This is a genomic window from Pseudomonas sp. PNPG3 (assembly GCF_023093815.1).
Classification (GTDB): domain Bacteria; phylum Pseudomonadota; class Gammaproteobacteria; order Pseudomonadales; family Pseudomonadaceae; genus Aquipseudomonas; species Aquipseudomonas asiatica.
Window position 1 is genome coordinate 26,642 of sequence record NZ_JALLKV010000025.1, and the last position, 20,308, is coordinate 46,949.

Consider the following 20,308-nt stretch of genomic DNA (forward strand, 5'->3'; position numbering starts at 1 on the left):
CGGATCCAAGCGCCGGCCTCAGGCGGCAGGCTCGCTATGAAGAGAGCCTGGGGTTCCCGCCTGACGCTGAACGCTCGATGCTTGCTTGTTGCATATGTCTTGAAACAGAGGCCGGGAGTGCCGGCCTCTTCGCGGGTGAACCCGCTCCCACAGGGGGCGGTGTTATCCCGACAATTGTGTTTCAGTTGACCGGGGCGCCTTTGGCGATCCAGTCACCGACGAGCTTGCGCTCTTCGGTGGTCATCTGGGTAATGTTGCCCAGCGGCATGATCTGGCTGGCGACCGCTTGCGCCTGGATGCGCGCGGCCTGGGCCTGGATCTGCTGCGGGGTGTCGAACATCACGCCGGCAGGGGCGGCGCTGAACAGTGGGCTGGTCGGCTTGGACGAGTGGCACACGGTGCAGCGTTCCTGGATGACATTGTGGATCTTGTCGAAGCTCTCGCCGCCAGCCTGGGCGGTGGCCTGGGCAGGGGCTTCGGCCGGCGCGGCAGGCGCTGCGGCAGCCTTGGCGGCGTCTTCGGCGCGTTGCTCGGCGGCGGTCTTGCCACCTACAGCGGTCGCGGGCAGTGGCTGGTACTCGACCTTCGCCGCAGCTTGCTCCGGGCTGACGGCCATCGGTTTCGGACCGGTGACATAGGCCAGGCAGATCATCGCCAGGGCGCCGACCGGCAGGGTCCAGGCGTACTTGTTGCTGTCGTGGCGGGTGTTGAAGTAGTGGCGGATCAGGACCGCGGCTACTGCGATACCGGCCAGGATCAGCCAGTTGTACTGGCTACCGTAGGTGCTCGGGAAGTGGTTGCTGATCATGATGAACAGCACCGGCAGGGTGAAGTAGTTGTTGTGGCGCGAGCGCAGCAGGCCCTTGGCCGGCAGTACCGGGTCTGGGGTCTGGTTGTTCTCGATCGCCGCAACCAGCTGGCGCTGGGCCGGCATGATGATGCGGAACACGTTGCCGACCATGATGGTGCCGATGATCGCGCCGGTGTGCAGGTACGCACCACGGCCGCTGAACACCAGGCTGAAGCCCCAGCATGCGGCGATGATCAGCACGAACAGTACTGCACCGAGCAGCGCTGGCTTCTTGCCCAGAGGCGAGTCGCACAGGAAGTCGTAGATGAACCAGCCGGCGATCAGCGAGCCGATACCGATGGCCACGCCTTCGGCACCGCTCAAGGTGCTGCCAGGGGCCAGCAGGTACAGGGTCGGGTTCCAGTAGAACACCACGCACAGCAGGGCAATACCGGACATCCAGGTGAAGTAGGCCTCCCATTTGAACCAGTGCAGGTTCTCGGGCATTTTCGGGGGGGCGAGCTTGTATTTCTCCAGGTGGTAGATACCACCGCCGTGAATTGCCCAGAGATCACCCGACAACCCATCGCGCGGGTTGCTTCGGTTCAGGTGGTTCTCCAGCCAGACGAAGTAGAACGATGCACCGATCCAGGCGACACCGGTGATCATGTGAACCCAGCGAATGCTCAGGTTCAGCCATTCGTGAAGGTGTGCTTCCACAGTATGTACCTCTTGCCGGTCACCCGCTCGGGCAATGCCCTTGAATGACCGACCTTTTCTTATTGGTGGGGATTGAGGACCAGCATCTGTTCCTCGGTGAAGTAATGCTCGTCGCAGTTGTTGCCGGAACCACTGCGATCAACCACCAGGAAGTCATCCCGCTTTTCGATCGTCAGCACCGGGTGGTGCCAGACGCCGCGATGGTAATTAACGCCCTGCCTGCCATTACTGCGGAAGGCTCGGACCAAACCTGATACAGGTGCATCGCCAACTGGCGCGACCACGATCAGAAAGGGGTTGCCGAGCAGCGGGATGAAAGCCTGGCTGCCCAGCGGATGGCGTTCCAGCATGCGCACGGTCAGCGGCATGTCCAGCGCGTCGGCGCGGAAGATGCTGATGATCGCCTTGTCTTCAGGCTCGGCGGTTTCGACCGTGGCGAGCTTGTGGAAGCGCATGGTCGAGCCGTTGTTGATCATGAAGTGGTCGCTGCCGTCGGTTTCGATAACGTCTCCGAAGGGGGCGAAGGCTTCTTTGGTCAGGGGCTCGATCATCAGGGTGCGCATGCGGATATCTCTTCTATGTTCGTTGTTCTGGATAAGGCTCAAGCGTTGCGGCGGCTTTACAGCTGCAGCAGGCGGAACAGGGCGATCAGGTTGATCTGCGCCAGGGCTTCCTTGAATTCGGCATCGGCATCGTTGTGGATGCGTTTTTCGAAGGAGGCGAGGATCTGGTGCCGGTTGCTGCCTTTTACCGCCATGATGAACGGGAACTGGAACTTGGCCTTGTAGGCGTCGTTCAGTTCGGTGAAACGGGCGAACTCTTCGGCGGTGCACTGGTGAATACCGGCGCCGGCCTGCTCGTTGGTGCTCGATTCGGTCAGCTCGCCCTGGATGGCGGCCTTGCCGGCCAGGTCCGGGTGAGCGTTGATCAGCGCCAACTGGTCGGCGTGGTTGGCGCTGAGCAGGATGTCGCTCATGCGCTGGTGCAGCGCCTCGATCTCGTCCAGTTCGCCCAGTTGGCCCAGGTCATAGGCTTTTTCGGCTACCCACGGCGAATGCTCGTAGATGTCGGCGAAGGCCTTCACGAAGGCGTCGCGGTCCAGGGCGGATGGCTTGAGGGTCTTGAAGGCGGTCATCAGGCGTTCTCTTTCTTGTACGGGTGGGTGGCGTGCCAGTGGCGGGCGATGTCCACGCGACGGGCGAACCAGACCTGGTCATGGCTTTTTGCGTAATCGACGAAACGCTTCAGTGCGGCCAGGCGCGCCGGGCGGCCGACCAGGCGGCAGTGCAGGCCGATGGACAGCATTTTCGGTGCTTCGGCGCCCTCGGCGTACAGCACATCGAAGGCGTCCTTCAGGTACTGGAAGAACTGCTCGCCGCAGTTGAAGCCCTGTACCTGGGTGAAGCGCATGTCGTTGGTGTCGAGGGTGTAGGGGATCACCAGGTGCGGCTTGCCGGTAGGGTTGTTCGGCTCCCAGTAGGGCAGGTCGTCGTCGTAGGTGTCGCTGTCATACAGGAAGCCGCCTTCCTCCATCACCAGGCGACGGGTGTTCGGGCCGGTGCGGCCGGTGTACCAGCCCAGCGGGCGCTCGCCGGTGATTTCGGTGAGGATGCGGATGGCTTCGAGCATGTGCTCGCGCTCCTGGGCCTCGTCCATGTACTGGTAGTCGATCCAGCGGTAACCGTGGCTGCAGATTTCATGACCGGCCTCGGCCATGGCACGGATCACGTCGGGGTGGCGCTGGGCGGCCATGGCCACGGCGAAGATGGTCAACGGCACGCCGCTGTCCTTGAACAGCTTCAGCAGGCGCCACACGCCGGCACGGCTACCGTACTCGTACAGCGATTCCATGCTCATGTTGCGCACGCCCTGCAGTGGCTGGGCGGCGACCATTTCCGAGAGGAATGCTTCGGACTCCTTGTCACCGTGCAGGATGTTGCGTTCGCCACCTTCCTCGTAGTTGAGGACGAAAGACAGCGCGATGCGAGCGTTGCCCGGCCATTGCGGGTGAGGAGGGTTGTTGCCGTAACCGATCAGGTCGCGAGGGTAGTCAGCGCTCACTGCAGTCTTCCTTCTTGTGCGTTTGTGCGGGGGTGGGCGGACCGCGTCGGGATGTCGCACCACCGGATGGGCTGATTGTATACAACTTCTGAAATCTTTTGTAAGCCTGTTTTTCCGCATTTCTTCCCTTTTGTCGCCTCGTAGCGACCTGGAAAAACAGTGCAAGAAACCTGCCTGATTGGTCAGCTAATGATGTTGGTGTCGTTACCAGGCCTGTCTTTGCGATCGGTGGGTCGCTCAGTGGCAAGATTTGCTGCGGGCGACAGATGGGTTGAAAAAATTGTGTACAATCTTGGCTCGGAATGTCTTAATGACGTCATTCCCGCCTGCCGCAGGCGCTATGCTGGTGCGACGGCTGAGTATTTTTTGCCCACAGATTGAACAAGAGGCGACAAGCAATGGGACGTTTGACCACACACGTACTGGATGCCGCGCATGGCTGCCCGGGCAGCTCGATCAAGGTCGAGCTGTACCGTGTCGAAGGCCAGCAGTTGGAGCTGGTGAACACCGCCCTGACCAACAGCGATGGCCGCGTCGATGCGCCGCTGCTGCAGGGTGACGACTACCGTACCGGCGTCTACCAGCTGCAGTTCAGCGCTGGTGACTACTACCGCGCTCGCGGTGTACAGCTGCCGGCCCAGGCGTTTCTGGATGTTGTCGTGCTGCGCTTTGGCATCGACGAGCAGCAGGAGCACTACCACGTGCCGCTGCTGATCTCGCCGTACAGCTATTCGACCTATCGTGGAAGCTAGTTGGTCGCTAGAAGAATCTTCGTAGGTCCTTTGGCCCGCTCTCACACTGGCGGGCTTTTTTTCGTCTGCGTTTTTTATATCAGTTCAAATCACTCACATTTCTGCCAGTACTCTCTTTTTGGTTCATCTGGGATGATCAGCTACCAAGTTGAGGAGCCGGCCTGATGGACACAAAAAATGCGTATGCGCCCTATGGCTACCATCTGCCTGATCAGGGTGTACTCGGCTTCAACGGTGAACAACTGGACCCAGTCACCGAGCATTACCACTTGGGTAATGGTTATCGAGCATTCAATCCCTCTTTGATGCGGTTCAACAGCCCGGACAGCTTGAGTCCGTTCGATCAAGGTGGCTTGAACGCGTATGCCTACTGCCAGGGGGACCCAGTGAATTACCAGGATCCAAGCGGTCATAGCCTTTGGAAAATGCTGATGGGGGTTGCAAAGCCGCCCAAGCGAGTAGAGGTTCTGGCTGCAGTTGCTAACAAGGGGGGATTTACAAAACTGGTTGGCTGGCACGGGACGAGCCGAAAAAATATTCCTTCATTGGCTAAGGGGCTATCGCCAGTGTATTCAGAGCCTCATAGGCGAGCCCAAGGGCAAGGCTTCTATGTCGCGCCAACCCCTGAACACGCCAAAACATACGCTAATGCCTACGACGATGGTGTTGTCCTGCCGGTACTCGTGCGCAAGGATCTTAATCTGGTCCCCGGTGTAGGTTATAAAAAGGATGTATTTGATGTAGTAGCGATCTTGCCGGCGGCATTTGAGGTTGTAAGCGTGCGGGAAACCGTTCCTTCAGGCGTGACGCCAGCTGAACTCCCTCGAACGGGCATCTTCGCGAAAAAACCAGCACCGGCTAAATAAAAGAGAAGGGCGCCGGAGCGCCCTTTTTGGATGTGGAGGGTTCAGAGGAACACGAACTTGGCAATGAAGATTGCGCACAGCACCCACAGGCTGGCGGAGATTTCCTTGTACTTGCCGGTACCTGCCTTCAATGCCACATAGCTGATGAAGCCCAGGGCAATACCGTCGGCCACCGAGAAAGTCAGCGGCATCATGATCACCGTGACGATCGCCGGAATGCTGTCGGTAGCTTCGTCCCAGTGGATATGCGCCATGCTGCCCATCATCAGCATTGCCACGTAGATCAGTGCGCCCGCGGTGGCATAGGCCGGAATCATTCCGGCCAATGGCGCGAAGAACATGGCGGCAATGAACAGCAGGCCGACCACCACCGCCGTCAGGCCGGTACGGCCACCAGCGGCCACACCGGCAGCACTTTCCACATAACTGGTCACCGGCGGCACACCGACCACGGCACCGAACACACTCGAAGCGCTGTCAGCCTTCAGCGCCTTCGACAAGTTCTCGATACGCCCGTCCGGTGCCACCAGGTTGGCTCGCTGCGCCACGCCCATTAGCGTGCCGGCGGTGTCGAACATGTGCACGAACAGGAAGGCCAGCACCACGCTGATCATGCTGACGTTGAATACGCCAGCCACATCCATGGCCATCCAGGTCGGTGCCAGGCTCGGCGGCATCGACATCACCCCGCCGAATTTCACCAGGCCCAGGCCCCAGCCGGCCAGGGTGACGCCGATGATGCTGATCAGGATCGCGCCGAATACCCGCTTGTAGCTGAGGATGGCAATCAACAGGAAGCACACCGCCGCCAGCAGTGGCCCCGGCTCATGCAGCGAGCCCAGCTTGATCAGGGTGGCCGGGCTGTCGACGATGATGCCGGCGGTCTTCAGGCCGATCAGCCCGAGAAACAATCCGACGCCGGCCCCCATGGCATGGCGCAGGCTGACCGGGATGCTGTTGAGCAACCATTCGCGCACTTTCGACAAGGTCAGGAACATGAACAGCACACCCGAGACAAAGACTGCCCCCAGCGCCGTTTCCCAGTTGTAGCCCATGGTGCCAACCACGGTGTAGGTAAAGAAGGCATTCAACCCCATGCCCGGCGCCAGGCCCACCGGCCAGTTGGCGTACAGGCCCATCAACAGGCAGCCCAGCGCGGCGGCGATGCAGGTGGCGACAAAGGCGGCACCGTGGTCGATGCCTGCGTCGGCCATGATGTTGGGGTTGACGAAGATGATGTAGGCCATGGTGATGAAGGTGGTCACGCCGGCGATCATTTCGGTTCTGACGGTGCTGCCGTGCTGCTTGAGTTTGAAAATCCGCTCCAGCCAGCTCGTTTCGAGCGGTGGAGCAAGATCCAGCGTAGGGGCTTCGGATTTGCGGCTTTCCACAGCGAGTACTCCTCAAGTCTTTCTTGTTGTTCTGGAACCATGGGCCTGCGCAATGCACTTGGCGGCTCCGCGAGGGAAGGCAGACGTCTGACTGGTTTGTTGACTTATGGGTCAAGAAGTTGCTCGGTGGATTATGCTTTTGTGTACAAATAAAGCAAATAATGTTTTATCTTTTGTGTGCGCAATACGTCGTACAACGGCTATATAGGTAAAAGGCCACCTGCAGAAACGGCTCAGCCTGTGTACAATGGCGCCATACTTTCCTTCGTGCCTCGAGAGCCCATGAACGAACAGCTGCAACCTCTGAAGAAACCTGCGCGTACCGGCAAGGCTGGCCGCAGTGGTACCCAGGACGACATCGTCTACGCGCATATTTTCGAGGCAATCCTCGAGCAGCGTCTGGCACCGGGTACCAAGTTGAGCGAGGAAGCGCTGGGCGAGATCTTCGGCGTCAGCCGCACCATCATTCGCCGCGCGTTGTCGCGGCTGGCCCATGAAAGCGTGGTGCTATTGCGGCCGAACCGCGGCGCAGTGGTGGCCAGCCCTACGGTGGAAGAAGCCCGTCAGGTGTTCTTCTCCAGGCGCATGGTCGAACGGGCCATTACCGAACTGGCCGTGCAGCACGCTACCCTCGAGCAGCTCAACGAGCTGCGGCAGATGGTGCGGGAGGAGCGCGACAGCTTCTCGCGTGGTGACCGTGGTGCCGGCATTCGTCTTTCCGGCGAATTCCACCTCAAGCTGGCCGAGGCTGCGGGCAATGCGCCGCTGGTCAGCTTCCAGCGCAGCCTGGTGTCGCAGACCTCGCTGATCATTGCCCAGTACGAAAGCGGCAACCGCTCGCATTGCTCGTATGACGAACACATGCAGCTGATCGATGCCATCGAGGCACGCGATGCCGAGCAGGCGGTGAGCCTGATGATGCACCACATGGACCACATCGACAGCAAGCTGAACCTGGACGAGGAGAGTGCCTCGGACGATCTGCATGCGGTGTTCTCGCACTTGCTGAAAAAGCCCAAGGTATCGGTCAAGGGTTGATCGTTTGCTCAAGTGAGCGTAGTGCGCCGTTGTGGGAGCGGGTTCACCCGCGAACACCGGCGCAGCCGGTGCCATTCACCGTGTCGCCTTCTTCGCGGGTAAACCCGCTCCCACAAGAAGCACGGCCATTTCTGGTCATTGATCAAAGGTCTGCTAAATTCTTGTGAGCAAACCTTCATCAAGCAGTTGGGCTTGCGCATTCGTTGCGTTCAACTTCTTGAGGAATGGACTCATGAGCATGTCCCTCGGTAAACGCATGGGGGCCGAGCTGGTCGGCACCTTCTGGCTGGTGCTTGGCGGCTGCGGCAGTGCGGTACTCGCCGCCAGCTCGCCCATCGGCATCGGTGTACTTGGCGTCGCCTTCGCCTTCGGCCTGACCGTGCTGACCATGGCCTTCGCCATCGGCCATATCTCCGGCTGTCACCTCAACCCCGCCGTGTCGTTCGGGCTGGTGGTGGGCGGGCGCTTTCCGGCCAAAGAGCTGCTGCCCTACGTGATCGCCCAGGTGATCGGCGCCATTCTGGCGGCAGGTGTGATCTACCTCATCGCCAGCGGCAAGTCAGGTTTCGAGCTGTCTGCGGGATTGGCTTCGAACGGCTACGCCGACCACTCGCCTGGCGGCTACACGCTCGGGGCGGGCTTTGTCAGTGAAGTGGTGATGACGGCGATGTTCCTGGTGGTGATCATGGGCGCTACCGACGCCCGGGCGCCAGCGGGTTTTGCGCCGATCGCCATCGGTTTGGCTTTGACCCTGATCCACCTGATCTCTATCCCGGTGACCAATACTTCGGTCAACCCCGCGCGTAGCACGGGGCCGGCCTTGTTCGTCGGTGGCTGGGCCCTGCAACAGCTGTGGCTGTTCTGGGTGGCGCCGCTGATTGGTGCTGCGATCGGCGGCGCACTGTACCGGGGCCTGGCAAAAGAACCTTAGCGCTGGTGCACGCAACGCCCAGCGGCGTAGGTTTCACGCACGGTGCGGTCGTCGCCTAGGGTGGTCAGCACGAACAGGGTTTCCTCGATGCTGTTGGACTGCTGGATGCGGTAGTCCAGCAGTGGCGTGGCCTTGTAGTCCAGCACCACGAAGTCGGCATCGTTACCCGGGCGTAGGCTGCCGATGCGGTCGTCCAGGCGCAGCGCGCGGGCGCCGCCGAGCGTGGCCAGGTACAGTGACTTGTACGGGTGCAGGCGTGCGCCCTGCAGTTGCATCACCTTGTACGCTTCGTTCAGGGTGTTGAGCAGCGAGAAGCTGGTGCCGGCGCCAACGTCAGTGCCCAGGCCCACATTGACCTTGAAGCGCTCGGCCTGGGGCAGGTTGAACAGGCCGCTGCCGAGGAACAGGTTGGAGGTGGGGCAGAAGGCCACCGCCGAGCCGGTTTCGGCCAGGCGCTGGCATTCGTCATCGCACAGGTGCACGCCATGGGCGAATACCGAGCGTTCGCCCAGCAGCTCGAAGTGGTCGTAGACGTCGAGGTAACCCTTCTGCTCGGGGAACAGCGACTTGACCCACTCGATTTCCTTGAGGTTCTCCGACAGGTGCGTGTGCATGTACACGCCCGGGTGCTCCTTGAGCAGTTGGCCCGCCAGCGCCAGCTGTTCAGGCGTACTGGTCGGGGCGAAGCGCGGGGTGACTGCATAATGCAGGCGGCCTTTGCCGTGCCAGCGCTCGATCAGCGCCTTGCTTTCGGCATAGCCGGACTCTGCGGTGTCGGTCAGGTAATCCGGGGCGTTGCGGTCCATCATCACCTTGCCGGCGATCAGGCGCAGGTCCAGGCGTTCGGCTTCTTCGAACAGGGCATTGACCGATTCCGGGTGCACGCTGCCGAACACCAGGGCGGTGGTGGTGCCGTTGCGCAGCAGTTCCTTGAGGAAGATTTTCGCCACTTGGTCGGCGTGTTCCTTGTCGGCGAACTGTTTTTCGCAGGGGAAGGTGTAGGTATTCAGCCAGTCCAGCAACTGTTCGCCGTAGGAGCCGATCATGCCGGTCTGCGGGAAATGGATATGGGTGTCGATGAAGCCTGGGGTGATCAGTGCGTCCTGGTAGTGCTCGACCGGGATATCGGCATCCAGGGTCGGCAACAGTTCGGCGGCGTGGCCTACGGCGCTGATGCGGCCATTGTCGACCACCAGCAGGCCGTCCTCGAAGTATTCATGGGAAGCCTCCAGGCCCACCTCGGCCGGGTCGGCGATGCTGTGCAGGATGGCGGCACGGTAGGCTTTGCGGGTAACGGTCATAACACACTCGTCAAATGGCTTGGCTGCGCCGGGAGGGCGGCAGCAACTGGGCAATGGGGCCGGCATTGGCGGCAGCGTCGTGCTGGCCGAAGCAGGCGTTGTAGGTGGCAATGATTTCACCGGCGATGGACACGGCGATCTCGATGGGCAGCTTGCCCTTGACCTCGGCCAGGCCCATCGGGCAGCGCATGCGCGACATCACGGCCTCGTCATAGCCGCGCTCGCGCAGGCGGTGTTCGAACTTGACCCGTTTGGTCTTCGAGCCGATCAGGCCGAACCAGGTGAAGTCGTTGCGCTTGAGAATGGCGGCGGTCAATTCCAGGTCGAGCTGGTGGTTGTGGGTCATGACGATGCAGTAGCAGCCTGGCGGCAGGTCTGCCACTTCGTCGACCGGCTCCTCGCTGACCACCTTGGTCACCCCGTCGGGGATCAGGGCAGGGAATTCCTGCTCGCGCGAATCGATCCAGCGCACCCGGCAGGGCAGCGCGGCGAGCAAGGGTACCAGAGCCCGGCCGACATGGCCCGCGCCGAACACCGCGATCTGCGCCTGCACCGCGGCCATGGGTTCGAACAGCAGCACAGTGACGCCGCCGCAGCACTGGCCAAGGCTGGCACCGAGGCTGAAGCGCTCCAGATGCGGGGTGGTGCGGTGCTCTTCGAGCATTTGCCGGGCGATGTGCAGGGCCTTGTATTCCAGGTGGCCGCCGCCGATGGTGTCGAACAGGCCGCTGGCGCTGACGACCATTTTCGAGCCGGCATTGCGCGGGGTCGAGCCGCGCTCCTCGATGATGGTAACCAGCACGCAGGCTTCGCCACGGGACTGATGGTCGGCGAGGGCGTTGATCCATTGGTGCATGATGCAACCTCTCTATAGTCGCGTCGCGATCCCTGTGGGAGCGGGTTCACCCGCGAATGCGGCGGTGAAACCACTATCGCATTCGCGGGTAAACCCGCTCCCACAGGGCCCTGCATTGTCAGTGAGACACGGTTTCCAGCTCCGGCTCGGCAGGTTGCGCTGCAGCCACTGCCTTGCGCATCTGCTCGCAACCCCACAACACCCGCTCCGGCGTCGCCGGCGCATCCACCTGTGGCTGCACGCGGTAGTCGGCGATGCTGGCCACGGCGTCCTTGATCGCGCACCAGGCGGCGATGCCGAGCATGAACGGTGGTTCGCCCACAGCCTTGGAATGGAACACCGTGTCCTCCGGGTTCTTGCGGTTTTCCACCAGCTTTACCCGCAAATCCAGCGGCATGTCCGCCACTGCCGGGATCTTGTAGCTGGCCGGGCCGTTGGTCATCAGCTTGCCCTTGGCGTTCCACACCAGTTCTTCGGTGGTCAGCCAGCCCATGCCCTGGATGAAGCCGCCTTCCACCTGGCCGATGTCGATGGCCGGGTTCAACGAATCACCCACATCGTGCAGGATGTCGGCGCGCAGCATCTTGTATTCGCCGGTCAGGGTGTCGACGACCACCTCCACGCAGGCGGCGCCGAAGGCGAAGTAGTAGAACGGCCGGCCACGTGCCTGGCTGCGGTCGTAGTAGATCTTTGGCGTGCGGTAGAAACCGGTGCTGGACAGCGACACTTGGGCAAAATAGGCCTGCTGCACCAGCTGCTCGAAGCTGACGATCTGGTCGCGCACGCGCACATGGCCGTTGCGGAACTCGACGTCTTCCTCGGTCACCTGGTAGTGCCGTGCGGCGAACTCGGTCAGGCGTTTCTTGAGGATCTCCGCAGCGTTCTGCGCTGCCTTGCCGTTCAGGTCGGCACCACTGGAGGCAGCGGTCGGTGAGGTGTTGGGCACCTTGTCAGTATTGGTGGCGGTGATCTGGATACGGCTGAAATCGACCTGGAAGATCTGCGCCACCACCTGTGCCACCTTGGTGTTCAGGCCCTGGCCCATCTCGGTGCCGCCATGGTTCAGGTGGATACTGCCGTCGGTGTAGATATGGATCAGCGCACCGGCCTGGTTGAGGAAGGTGGCGGTGAACGAAATACCGAACTTGACCGGTGTCAGTGCCAGGCCCTTCTTCAGGACCGGGCTGTTGGCGTTGAAGCGGCGTATCGACTCGCGGCGCTCGGCATAGTCACTGCTGGCTTCCAGTTCGGCGGTCATCTCTTCGAGCATGTTGTGCTCGACGGTCTGGTAGTAGTGGGTGACGTTGCGCTCGGTCTTGCCGTAGTAGTTGGCCTTGCGCACCGCCAGCGGGTCGCGGCCCAGGTGGCGAGCGATGTGGTCCATCACCTGCTCGATGGCGACCATCCCCTGCGGGCCGCCAAAGCCGCGATAGGCAGTGTTGGAGGCTGTGTTGGTCTTGCAGCGGTGGCCGTGCACGGTGGCATCGCCCAGGTAGTAGGCATTGTCGGAGTGGAACATGGCGCGGTCGACGATCGAACCGGACAGGTCGGGCGAGTAGCCGCAGTTGCCGGCCAGGTCGAAGTTGATGCCGTGCAGGCGCCCGTCGTCGTCGAAGCCCACGTCGTACTCGACGTAGAACGGGTGGCGTTTGCCGGTCATGGTCATGTCTTCGACCCGTGGCAGGCGCATCTTGGTCGGCTGGCCGGTCAGGCGCGCCACCACTGCGCACAGGCACGCCGGGCTGGCGGCCTGGGTTTCCTTGCCACCAAAACCGCCACCCATGCGGCGCATGTCCAGCACCACCTTGTTCATTGGCACGTCGAGTACTTCGGCGACCAGTTTCTGCACTTCGGTGGGGTTTTGCGTGGAGCAGTAGACGATCATGCCGCCGTCTTCGGTGGGCATCACCGAGGAAATCTGCGTTTCCAGGTAGAAGTGCTCCTGGCCACCGATGTGCAGGGTGCCCTGGATGCGGTGCGGTGCACTGGCCAGGGCAGCGACGGAATCGCCACGCTGGTGGGTGTGGCTGTCGAGCACGAAGTGCTTCTTGCGCAGTGCTTCGACCACATCCAGCACCGGCTCCAGGTCTTCATACTCGACGATGGCGGCCATGGCCGCACGGCGCGCGGTATCGAGGTCACGGGCGGCCACGGCGAGCACCGGCTGGCCGAAGAACTCGACCTTGTCGATGGCCAGCAGCGGGTCGCCGGCTACCACCGGGCCGATGTCCTTTAGGCCAGGGATGTCTTCGTGGGTGATGGCGATGCGCACGCCCTCGAAGGCATAGCACGGCGTGGTGTCGATGCGCAGGATGCGCGCGTGGGCGCGGTCGGCGGTGCGCGCATAGACGTGCAGCTGGTTGGGGAATTCCAGGCGGTCGTCGATGTACACCGCCTCGCCGGACACATGCTTGTCGGCGCTGTCATGCTTGACGCTGCGGCCGACCCCGGTGGTCAGGTCCTGGCTGAACAGTTCGGCCATCTCGGCCTGGCTCTTGGCTACGTGATGGTTAGACATAAGCGGTCACCCGGGTTTCGATGTACGGCGTTTGCTGTTCGATGAAGTACTTGCGCAGCAGGTTCTGGGCGGTCAGCAGGCGGTATTCCTTGCTGGCGCGGAAGTCGCTGAGCGGGGTGAAGTCTTCGGCCAGGGCCTGGCAGGCGCGCTCGATGGCAGCCTGGTTCCACGGCTTGCCGCGCAGCGCCGCTTCGCAGGCACGGGCCCGTTTGGGGACTGCCGCCATGCCGCCGAAGGCGATGCGCACACCGCTGACCACGCCGTCTTCGATGCTCAGGTTGAAGGCGCCGCATACGGCAGAAATGTCATCGTCCAGGCGCTTGGACACTTTATAGGCGCGGAACGCCCAATCGCTGGTGGCGCGCGGCACGATGATCTTCTCGATGAACTCGCTGTCCTGGCGGGCGGTGATGCGGTAGTCGATGAAGTAGTCTTCCAGTGGCATCACCCGCTGGCGATCGCCCTGGCGCAGGACGATCTGCGCATCCAGGGCAATCAGCAGGGGTGGCGAGTCACCGATTGGCGAAGCGTTGCCGATATTGCCGCCCAGGGTGCCCTGGTTGCGGATCTGCAGCGAGGCGAAGCGGTGCAGCAGGGCACCGAAGTCCGGGTATTCCTCGTTCAGCGCACCGTAGCAGTCGGTGAGCGGTGTGGCGGCGCCAATTTCCAGATGGCTGGCGGTTTTCTCGATGCGCTTGAGCTCGGCCACATGGCCGACGTAGATCATCACCGGCAAGGTCTTGTGGAACTGGGTGACTTCCAGTGCCAGGTCGGTACCGCCGGCCAGCAGCCGCGCTTCGGGGTGCGAGCTGTACAGGTCGGCCAGGTCGGCCACGGTCAGTGGTACCAGGCAGCGCTTGTCGCCACTGTTCAGTTCGCCGGTCTGGGTTGGGGCAATGGCCTTGAGGCGGCTGATGGTCTGTGCCTGCTGGGCATCGAACTGGTCGCGGCAGGGCTGGCGGCAGCTCTGCTCGGCGGCGTCGAGGATCGGCCGGTAGCCGGTGCAGCGGCACAGGTTGCCGGCCAGGGCTTCCTGGGCCTGGTGCAGGTCGGGGCCGCTGCTGTTCTTCTGCAGGGCGAACAGCGACATGACGAAGCCGGGTGTACAGAAGCCGCACTGCGAGCCATGGCAATCGGCCATGGCCTGTTGCACGCTGTGCAGCTGGCCCTGGTGCTTGAGACCCTCGACGCTGATCAGTTGCTTGCCGTGCAGCGACGAGACGAAGGTCAGGCACGAGTTGAGGCTACGGTAGCGGATGCTGTCGTTGCCTTGGTCGTCCTGGGTCAGTTCGCCGACCACCACGGTGCAGGCACCGCAGTCACCACTGGCGCAGCCCTCCTTGGTGCCAGGTTTGCCCAGGTGCTCGCGCAGGTACTGCAGCACCGTCATGTTCGGGTCCAGGGCATGCTCACTACGCAGCTCCTGGTTTACGAGAAACTGGATCACGGGGATGGCCTCGCAATGGTTTTATTGTTGTTGGGCGGACTCTAAGCAAGAGCTGTCCAGCTGGTCAATATTTTTCTGACTCAAAGGTCAAGAAATTGCTCATGTCCAAGCCCGGCCGCACACATTGCCCATATTCCAAGCATAGATCGCGCCGGGCGTGTGGTTGCCTTGCAGGTCAAATAAACCGCCAGGCCCCTCTGCGCGATCAGCGGCCAAGTACGCTACAATCCGCTCCTTGTGCCCAGTTCAATGATTTTGAAGGAAAACCATGACGTTCAAGGCCCCGGACAGCCTCTCCGAGCAGATTGCCGATTACCTGGCCGAACGCATCATCCGTGGCGAGCTGGCGCCAGGCGAGCGTATCCAGGAGCAGAAGGTCACCCAGGCACTCAACGTCAGCCGCGGCTCGGTGCGCGAGGCGCTGCTGATCCTCGAACGCCGCCACCTGGTGGCGATCCTGCCGCGCCGGGGTGCCCATGTGACCGAGCTCGACGAGCGCAGTGTGCGCAGCCTGTGTGCACTGATGGGCGAGTTCTACATCCTGCTGGGTAACGCGGTTGCGCAAAAATGGCGCACCGATGCCGACCTGCGCCCGTTCCTGGAGATCCAGCAGCGCCTGCAGCGAGCCCATGACCAGCTGGACATCAAGGCCTTCGTCGCCGACAGCTTCGCAGTCATGCGGGCGGCCTACCCGTTCGCCGACAACCCGTTCCTGCAGGAAACCGTGGAAAACCTGCAGCCGGCGATGAGCCGTGCCTACTACCTGTCGCTGGACCAGCGCCAGGCCAGCATGATCGACTATCTGGACCTGTTCGCCCGCCTGCTCGACGCCGTGATCGCCCGTGACCTGCCGCGCATTCGCGAGGTGCTCACCGCCTATGGCCAGCGCAGCTGCGAACTGGTGCTGGCGGCGTTGGCCCGAGGCTGACCGATGCGCCTGAAGTGCATTCGCCTGGCCGGGTTCAAGTCGTTCGTCGACCCCACCACGGTCAACTTCCCCAGCAACATGGCGGCCGTGGTCGGCCCCAACGGCTGTGGCAAGTCCAACATCATCGATGCCGTGCGCTGGGTGATGGGCGAGAGTTCGGCGAAGAACCTGCGCGGCGAGTCGATGACCGATGTCATCTTCAACGGCTCCAGTGGCCGCAAGCCGGTCAGCCAGGCCAGCATCGAGCTGGTGTTCGACAACAGCGAAACCACCCTGGTCGGCGAATACGCCGCCTACGCCGAGATCTCGATCCGCCGCAAGGTCACCCGCGACGGGCAGAACAGCTATTACCTCAACGGTACCAAGTGCCGCCGGCGCGATATCACCGACATCTTCCTTGGCACCGGCCTGGGGCCGCGCAGCTACTCGATCATCGAGCAAGGCATGATCTCCAAGCTGATCGAGGCCAAGCCCGAGGAGCTGCGCAACTTCATCGAGGAAGCCGCCGGTATTTCCAAGTACAAGGAACGCCGCCGGGAAACCGAGAGCCGCATCCGCCGCACCCAGGAAAACCTTGCGCGCCTGACCGACCTGCGCGAAGAGCTGGAACGCCAGCTGGAGCGCCTGCACCGCCAGGCCCAGGCAGCCGAGAAGTACCGGGAATACAAAGCCCAGGAACGCCAGTTGAAGGCGCGCCTGTCGGCCTTGCGCTGGCGTGATCTGGACGAACGGGTGCGCCAGCGCGAGGCGGTGATCGGCGACCAGGATGTGTCCCATGAGGCGCTGGTGGCCGAGCAGCGCAATGCCGATGCCAGCATCGAGCGCCTGCGCGATGGCCATCACGAATTGTCCGAGCGCTTCAACCAGGTGCAGGGCCGCTTCTACTCGGTGGCCGGTGACATCGCCCGGGTCGAGCAGAGCATCCAGCACGGCCAGCAGCGCCTGCGCCAGTTGCAGGATGACTTCAAGGAAGCCGAGCGCACGCGCCTGGAAACCGAGTCGCACCTCGGGCACGACCGCACCCTGCTGGCTACCTTGGGCGAAGAGCTGGCAATGCTCGAACCCGAGCAGGAAATGACCCTGGCCGCTGCCGAAGAAGCCGCCGCTGCCCTTGAAGAGGCCGAGCTGGGCATGCACGGCTGGCAGGAACAGTGGGACAGCTTCAACAGCCGTTCTGCCGAGCCGCGCCGCCAGGCCGAAGTGCAGCAGGCGCGTCTGCAGCAGCTGGAAGCCAGCCTGGAACGCCAGGCCGAGCGCCAACGCAAGCTGGGCGAGGAGCGCGAGCTGCTGGGCAGCGACCCGCAGGATGCGGCCATGCTCGAACTGGCCGAGCAGCTGGCCAGTAGCGAAATGTTGCTGGAAGAGTTGCAGTTGTCCGAAGAGCAGGTGGTCGAGCGCCTGGAAGGCGCGCGTGAGCAACTGCAGCAGGCCACCCAGGCCCAACAGCAGGCGCAGGGCGACCTGCAACGCCTGGGCGGGCGCCTTGCCTCGCTCGAAGCCTTGCAGCAGGCTGCCCTGGAGCCCGGTGCAGGTGCTGCGGACTGGCTCCAGGGCCAGGGCCTGGAGCAACGGCCGCGGCTGGCTGAAGGGTTGCGGGTTGAGCCGGGCTGGGAGCTTGCGGTAGAAACCGTGCTTGGCGCCGACCTGCAGGCTGTACTGGTGGACGACTTCAGTAATCTGGATTTTGCCGGCCTGGAGCAGGGCGAGTTGCGCTTGCTGCTGGCGAGCGGTACCGGCTCGTCGCTGCCCGGCAGCCTGCTGGAAAAGGTCGAAGGCCGTGTCGACCTGTCGCCCTGGCTGGGCCAGGTCAAACCCGTGGGAGACCTTGCCCAGGCACTGGCGCAGCGCGCCTCGCTCGGCGAAGGCCAGAGCCTGGTCAGCCGCGATGGCTACTGGGTTGGCCGACACTTCCTGCGGGTGCGCCGTGGCGGCGAAGCCGAAGGCGGCCTGCTGGCACGCGGCCAGGAGATCGAGCGCCTCGGCCAGGAGCAATTGGAGCAGGAAGCGGCGCTGGAGCAGTTTGAACAGCAACTGCAGGCCCTGCGCGAGCAGCAGCTGGACCTTGAAGAGCAGCGGGAACAACTGCGCCGTCGCACCCAGGAAGAAAGCCGCCTGCATGGCGAGCTGAAGGCCAACCTGTCGGCTGGCCGCGCACGTGCCGAGCAGGTCGAGCTGCGCCGCCGGCGCCTGCAGGAAGAGCTGGCCGAACTGGAAGAGCAGCGCGCTCTGGAACATGAGCAACTGGGCGAAGCCCGCCTGCTGCTGCAGGAGGCCCTGGAGCTGATGGCCCAGGACACCGAGCAGCGCGAGCAGTTGATGGCCCGCCGCGACACTTTGCGCGAAAGCCTCGATCGCGTGCGCCAGGAGGCCCGCCAGCACAAGGATCACGCCCACCAGCTGGCTGTCCGTCTGGGCTCGCTGCGTGCCCAGCACGACTCCACCCGGCAGGCACTGGAGCGCCTGGAGCAGCAGGCCGCGCGCCTGACCGAGCGCCAGGAGCAACTGAGCCTGAACCTGGAAGAGGGTGAGGCCCCGCAGGAAGAACTGCGCCTGAAGCTGGAAGAGCTGCTGGAGCGGCGCATGAGCGTCGATGAGGAAATGCGCCAGGCCCGCCTGCACATGGACGAAGCCGACCGCGAACTGCGTGACGCCGAAAAGCGTCGTACCCAGGCCGAGCAGCAGGCCCAATTGCTGCGTGGCCAGTTGGAGCAGCTGCGCCTGGAGTGCCAGGGCCTGGATGTGCGGCGCAAGACCTTGCAGGAGCAGTTGCTGGCCGACGGCTACGACCTGCAAGGTGTGCTCGCCACTCTCGAGGCCGAAGCCAGCGAGCAGGGTACCGAACAGGAGCTGGAGCAGCTCGAGGCGCGTATCCAGCGCCTGGGGGCGATCAACCTGGCGGCCATCGAAGAGTACGAGCAGCAGTCCGAGCGCAAGCGCTACCTGGACGCCCAGGACGCCGACCTGGTCGAAGCCCTGGAGACCCTGGAAAACGTCATTCGCAAGATCGACAAGGAAACCCGCAACCGCTTCAAGGATACCTTTGATCAGATAAATGCCGGATTACAGGCACTTTTCCCAAAAGTTTTCGGTGGTGGCAGCGCTTATCTGGAACTGACGGGCGAAGATCTACTCGATACAGGGGTAACGATCATGGCGCGACCACCGGGCAAGAAGAACAGCACCATCCATCTGCTGTCCGGCGGTGAGAAGGCACTGACCGCATTGGCGCTGGTGTTTGCCATCTTCAAGTTGAACCCCGCACCGTTCTGCATGCTCGACGAAGTCGACGCGCCGCTGGACGATGCCAACGTCGGGCGCTACGCCCGTCTGGTCAAGGAAATGAGTGAAAGCGTGCAGTTCATCTACATCACCCATAACAAGATTGCCATGGAGATGGCGGATCAATTGATGGGGGTGACCATGCATGAACCGGGCTGTTCACGTCTGGTTGCCGTCGACGTGGAGGAGGCCATGGCCATGGTCGATGCCTGATGCTCGACGATAAGGGCATATTCCGTAGCGAAATGCCCCCGCCATGTGCGACAGACGGTGTAAAGTTGTCTTTGGTCGTGCTAGCTTAATGTCACTCGTTTTTTGCGTGGGTAAAACGCCTGTCAGAACATAGAGTTGGCGCCACGTGTTAAAGGGCTTTGAACCCTTTGTTTTCAAGCATATTTTTATAGAGGCACGGGATTACATGGAAATCGGTCTGCGCGAGTGGCTGATCGTCATCGGCATCATTGTCATTGCCGGGATTCTTTTCGACGGCTGGCGCCGCATGCGCGGCGGGAAAGGCAAGTTGAAATTCCGTCTGGATCGCAGTTATTCCAACCTGCCGGACGAAGAGGGCAATGCCGAAGTGCTTGGCCCGTCGCGGGTGCTGGATACCCACAAGGAGCCTGAGCTGGACGAAAGCGACCTGCCGTCGCTCAGTGCTTCTGCGCGTGATCGCGAGCGCGAGCCCAAGCCGGCCAAGGCTGCCAAGCGCGGCAAGCGCGCCACCGCTGCTGCGGATACACAGCAGGGCGACCTGAACCTCAGCGCCGAGCCACGCGAGCCGGACCTGTTTGCCGACAGCGATGATGACTTTGCCGCGGAAAATACCCGCAGCAACGGTGCGGCGCCTGCCAGCAGCAGCGTCAAGGAGCTGCCGCCGGCCGAGGAAGTGTTGGTGATCAGCGTCATCTCCCGCGACGAGGGTGGCTTCAAGGGCCCGGCGCTGCTGCAGAACATTCTGGAAAGCGGCCTGCGTTTCGGCGAAATGGACATCTTCCACCGTCACGAGAGCATGGCCGGTCACGGCGAGGTGCTGTTCTCCATGGCCAACGCCGTCAAGCCCGGCGTGTTCGACCTGGACGACATCGACCACTTCAGCACCCGCGCGGTGAGCTTCTTCCTCGGCCTGCCGGGCCCGCGTCATCCGAAGCAGGCCTTCGACGTGATGGTGGCTGCGGCGCGCAAGCTGGCGCACGAACTGAACGGTGAGCTCAAGGACGACCAGCGCAGCGTGCTGACCGCCCAGACCATCGAGCACTATCGCCAGCGCATCGTCGAGTTCGAGCGCCGTGCGCTGACCCAGAAGCGCTGACAGATCCAGACGAAAGAGCAGCCTCAGGGCGTGCTGGTCGGTTCGGGTGTTGTTATCGCCTGTTCCGGCCCCTTCGCGGGTAAACCCGCTCCTACAGGGACACCACAGCCCTTGAGGTTTG

15 protein-coding genes and 1 pseudogene are annotated in these 20,308 nt (G+C 62.5%); 7 read left to right on the plus strand and 9 right to left on the minus strand.

Features of this window, described 5'->3' with window-relative positions; all coding sequences use genetic code 11:
- Positions 1 to 181: 181 nt before the first annotated feature.
- The 4 genes from MJ643_RS17270 to puuE are packed head-to-tail and all read right to left on the minus strand — an operon-like array spanning position 182 to position 3,571.
- Positions 182 to 1,510 carry a urate hydroxylase PuuD gene (locus MJ643_RS17270; protein ID WP_013973534.1) on the minus strand — a complete coding sequence of 443 codons (1,329 nt, stop codon included), beginning with the start codon at positions 1,508 to 1,510 and terminating at the stop codon, positions 182 to 184.
- 59 nt (positions 1,511 to 1,569) lie between these two features.
- Positions 1,570 to 2,073 (minus strand): ureidoglycolate lyase, encoded by a 504-nt coding sequence (locus tag MJ643_RS17275; RefSeq protein WP_003259500.1) that lies wholly within the window; start codon positions 2,071 to 2,073, stop codon positions 1,570 to 1,572.
- 56 nt (positions 2,074 to 2,129) lie between these two features.
- The gene (gene uraD, locus MJ643_RS17280; protein WP_013973532.1) at positions 2,130 to 2,645 is read right to left on the minus strand and encodes a 2-oxo-4-hydroxy-4-carboxy-5-ureidoimidazoline decarboxylase; all 516 of its coding nucleotides are present in this window, start codon (positions 2,643 to 2,645) and stop codon (positions 2,130 to 2,132) included.
- Positions 2,645 to 3,571, minus strand: coding sequence for an allantoinase PuuE (gene puuE / locus MJ643_RS17285; protein ID WP_013973531.1), 927 nt, complete (start codon positions 3,569 to 3,571; stop codon positions 2,645 to 2,647). The genes uraD and puuE overlap by 1 nt, the downstream gene beginning before the upstream one ends.
- A gap of 398 nt (positions 3,572 to 3,969) precedes the next feature.
- Here puuE and uraH point away from each other — a divergent pair, with 398 nt between their 5' ends.
- Both uraH and MJ643_RS17295 read left to right on the plus strand, forming a co-directional pair.
- A complete protein-coding gene (uraH, locus tag MJ643_RS17290) occupies positions 3,970 to 4,323 on the plus strand; it encodes a hydroxyisourate hydrolase (RefSeq protein ID WP_003259496.1) in 354 nt (117 codons plus the stop codon).
- A 179-nt stretch (positions 4,324 to 4,502) separates the two neighbouring features.
- A pseudogene (locus MJ643_RS17295) lies at positions 4,503 to 4,736 on the plus strand (RHS repeat-associated core domain-containing protein); the annotation flags it as partial.
- A gap of 494 nt (positions 4,737 to 5,230) precedes the next feature.
- Here the strand turns inward: MJ643_RS17295 and MJ643_RS17300 are convergent.
- Complete coding sequence (locus tag MJ643_RS17300) at positions 5,231 to 6,550, minus strand: NCS2 family permease (RefSeq protein ID WP_153671158.1); 1,320 nt, start codon at positions 6,548 to 6,550, stop codon at positions 5,231 to 5,233.
- Between the two features lie 312 nt (positions 6,551 to 6,862).
- On the opposite strand from MJ643_RS17300, the gene MJ643_RS17305 reads away from it, so the two are divergent.
- Together MJ643_RS17305 and aqpZ are read left to right on the plus strand one after the other, a co-directional pair.
- Positions 6,863 to 7,618 carry a GntR family transcriptional regulator gene (locus MJ643_RS17305; protein WP_003259493.1) on the plus strand — a complete coding sequence of 252 codons (756 nt, stop codon included), beginning with the start codon at positions 6,863 to 6,865 and terminating at the stop codon, positions 7,616 to 7,618.
- Between the two features lie 232 nt (positions 7,619 to 7,850).
- Complete coding sequence (aqpZ, locus tag MJ643_RS17310; protein ID WP_013973527.1) at positions 7,851 to 8,549, plus strand: aquaporin Z; 699 nt, start codon at positions 7,851 to 7,853, stop codon at positions 8,547 to 8,549.
- Here aqpZ and guaD read toward each other — a convergent pair.
- The 4 genes from guaD to xdhA all read right to left on the minus strand — a co-directional run bounded on the left by guaD (position 8,546) and on the right by xdhA (position 14,671).
- The gene (gene guaD, locus MJ643_RS17315) at positions 8,546 to 9,850 is read right to left on the minus strand and encodes a guanine deaminase (protein WP_013973526.1); all 1,305 of its coding nucleotides are present in this window, start codon (positions 9,848 to 9,850) and stop codon (positions 8,546 to 8,548) included. The two genes, aqpZ and guaD, sit on opposite strands and share 4 nt — an antisense overlap.
- A gap of 10 nt (positions 9,851 to 9,860) precedes the next feature.
- Positions 9,861 to 10,706 (minus strand): xanthine dehydrogenase accessory protein XdhC, encoded by an 846-nt coding sequence (xdhC, locus tag MJ643_RS17320; protein ID WP_013973525.1) that lies wholly within the window; start codon positions 10,704 to 10,706, stop codon positions 9,861 to 9,863.
- Between the two features lie 118 nt (positions 10,707 to 10,824).
- Positions 10,825 to 13,224: a xanthine dehydrogenase molybdopterin binding subunit gene (xdhB, locus tag MJ643_RS17325; RefSeq protein ID WP_041505746.1), complete on the minus strand. Its 2,400-nt coding sequence runs from the start codon at positions 13,222 to 13,224 to the stop codon at positions 10,825 to 10,827.
- Positions 13,217 to 14,671, minus strand: a complete 1,455-nt coding sequence (gene xdhA, locus MJ643_RS17330) for a xanthine dehydrogenase small subunit (protein WP_013973523.1) — start codon at positions 14,669 to 14,671, stop codon at positions 13,217 to 13,219. The genes xdhB and xdhA overlap by 8 nt, the downstream gene beginning before the upstream one ends.
- 268 nt (positions 14,672 to 14,939) lie before the next feature.
- On the opposite strand from xdhA, the gene MJ643_RS17335 reads away from it, so the two are divergent.
- From MJ643_RS17335 to zipA, 3 genes are all read left to right on the plus strand, one after another.
- Complete coding sequence (locus MJ643_RS17335) at positions 14,940 to 15,599, plus strand: GntR family transcriptional regulator (RefSeq protein ID WP_013973522.1); 660 nt, start codon at positions 14,940 to 14,942, stop codon at positions 15,597 to 15,599.
- Between the two features lie 3 nt (positions 15,600 to 15,602).
- Complete coding sequence (gene smc / locus MJ643_RS17340) at positions 15,603 to 19,091, plus strand: chromosome segregation protein SMC (RefSeq protein WP_208209444.1); 3,489 nt, start codon at positions 15,603 to 15,605, stop codon at positions 19,089 to 19,091.
- A 205-nt stretch (positions 19,092 to 19,296) separates the two neighbouring features.
- Complete coding sequence (gene zipA, locus MJ643_RS17345) at positions 19,297 to 20,187, plus strand: cell division protein ZipA (protein ID WP_013973520.1); 891 nt, start codon at positions 19,297 to 19,299, stop codon at positions 20,185 to 20,187.
- The last annotated feature ends 121 nt before the right edge of the window (positions 20,188 to 20,308 follow it).

What these genes read in the sequence shown, in the direction of transcription:
- MJ643_RS17275 (WP_003259500.1), bottom strand. Translation starts at nt 2,073, where the DNA reads ATGCGCACCCTGATGATCGAGCCCCTGACCAAAGAAGCCTTCGCCCCC.
- uraD (WP_013973532.1), bottom strand. Translation starts at nt 2,645, where the DNA reads ATGACCGCCTTCAAGACCCTCAAGCCATCCGCCCTGGACCGCGACGCC.
- uraH (WP_003259496.1), top strand. Translation starts at nt 3,970, where the DNA reads ATGGGACGTTTGACCACACACGTACTGGATGCCGCGCATGGCTGCCCG.
- MJ643_RS17305 (WP_003259493.1), top strand. Translation starts at nt 6,863, where the DNA reads ATGAACGAACAGCTGCAACCTCTGAAGAAACCTGCGCGTACCGGCAAG.
- aqpZ (WP_013973527.1), top strand. Translation starts at nt 7,851, where the DNA reads ATGAGCATGTCCCTCGGTAAACGCATGGGGGCCGAGCTGGTCGGCACC.
- guaD (WP_013973526.1), bottom strand. Translation starts at nt 9,850, where the DNA reads ATGACCGTTACCCGCAAAGCCTACCGTGCCGCCATCCTGCACAGCATC.
- xdhC (WP_013973525.1), bottom strand. Translation starts at nt 10,706, where the DNA reads ATGCACCAATGGATCAACGCCCTCGCCGACCATCAGTCCCGTGGCGAA.
- xdhB (WP_041505746.1), bottom strand. Translation starts at nt 13,224, where the DNA reads ATGTCTAACCATCACGTAGCCAAGAGCCAGGCCGAGATGGCCGAACTG.
- MJ643_RS17335 (WP_013973522.1), top strand. Translation starts at nt 14,940, where the DNA reads ATGACGTTCAAGGCCCCGGACAGCCTCTCCGAGCAGATTGCCGATTAC.
- smc (WP_208209444.1), top strand. Translation starts at nt 15,603, where the DNA reads ATGCGCCTGAAGTGCATTCGCCTGGCCGGGTTCAAGTCGTTCGTCGAC.
- zipA (WP_013973520.1), top strand. Translation starts at nt 19,297, where the DNA reads ATGGAAATCGGTCTGCGCGAGTGGCTGATCGTCATCGGCATCATTGTC.